The following is a 1162-nucleotide window of genomic DNA, read 5'->3' as shown; positions in this document are numbered from 1 at the left end:
TATATCGGCGAGACGCCGGCCAAGTGGTCGACCGTCGCCGAGTGCGAAGCGGCGATGAAAAGCCAGATGCTGCACGAGCGCAATTTCAACTATCCGCTCGTCTCCGGCATCTGCCGCACGAAGGGCTCGTCGTCCTCCTCGCAGCTGGCCGCGACAGCGTCGCGCCCGGAATTGAAGCCCGCCAGCCGGGTGGTTAGAACCCAAAGCCCGTTGCCGCCTGAACTGAGCCACCGGCCGAGCGTCTCGGTGGGTTCGCCGACGACAGCCATGGAAGCCGACGCCGCCCGGCCCGTCGCTTATGAACAAGTGGTCGATGGCGGAACCGGCGTGCTCTATCGCACCAAAAACGGCTACGCCGTGGTCAAGACCGATCTTGGCCGCGCCGCCTCGGCGACCGCAGACGCCGCGAAACGCTCCGTGAACTGGCTGGCAGGGTTGATGCCAAAGGGGCTGTAGTCCTGCTAGCGTCTCGGTTTGACGACCGCAACATGCAAGCGCGGCATCCTATCGTCGCACCGGGTGCCCCGTGATTAGGCCGGAACATAGGTCAACCTGATCACGTCATCGCCAATCAGATCGCTTGCCACGAAGCGAAGCGGCGACCGGGGGCCGGCGAAGAATGGCTTGCCGTGACCAAGCACGAATGGATGGAAGTAGAGTTGGTACTCATCGATAAGACCAAGGTCGGTCAGGCTTCGCGCCAGGTTTGGTCCAGAAACTGAAATCTCCCCAACGAGCTCAGCCTTCAGCCCACGTATCACCGCCTCGACGTCATTCTCGACAAGTGTGGCGTTGGGGCCGACCGACTTCAGCGAGCGCGACACAACCCATTTCGGTTGGCTCCGCCACGCCGCCGCGAATTCGTGCGCCTCCGCGCTCCACTCAGGACTGTCTTCGTCCCAATAACGCATGACCTCGTACATGCCGCGACCATACACACTGCCGGCCAAGTCGCGCACTTGCTCTATCCAGTGGCGAAAGACCGTGGGGCCTGATGACATTCTCATGTGGTCGACATAGCCGTCGAGAGACACGTTCATTCTGAAAATGAGCTTCGCCATGCCGTAAGACCTCCAACCCGGATCGTCAGAATAACGTGGGCCGCCGTTACGCAAAAGTGTGGACCCAGCCGAAATCCAAACTGAGACGTTATTTCTGGTCC

Annotated in this window: 2 protein-coding genes; one reads left to right on the top strand and one right to left on the bottom strand. The window is 61.0% G+C overall.

All coding sequences use genetic code 11. The features are described from left to right. The coding region (locus EN935_RS36965) for a hypothetical protein (protein ID WP_127374289.1) at positions 1–456 on the top strand (456 nt) is incomplete at its 5' end. A 74-nt stretch (positions 457–530) separates the two neighbouring features. On the opposite strand, the gene EN935_RS36960 is transcribed toward EN935_RS36965, so the two are convergent. After that, positions 531–1061 carry a dihydrofolate reductase family protein gene (locus EN935_RS36960; protein WP_127263589.1) on the bottom strand — a complete coding sequence of 177 codons (531 nt, stop codon included), beginning with the start codon at positions 1059–1061 and terminating at the stop codon, positions 531–533. Positions 1062–1162: the final 101 nt, after the last annotated feature.

This window comes from Mesorhizobium sp. M7D.F.Ca.US.004.03.1.1, from assembly GCF_003998635.1.
GTDB lineage: Bacteria > Pseudomonadota > Alphaproteobacteria > Rhizobiales > Rhizobiaceae > Mesorhizobium > Mesorhizobium loti.
Note: the sequence above shows the minus strand (reverse complement) of the source record. Positions and strands in the feature narration are given on the sequence as shown.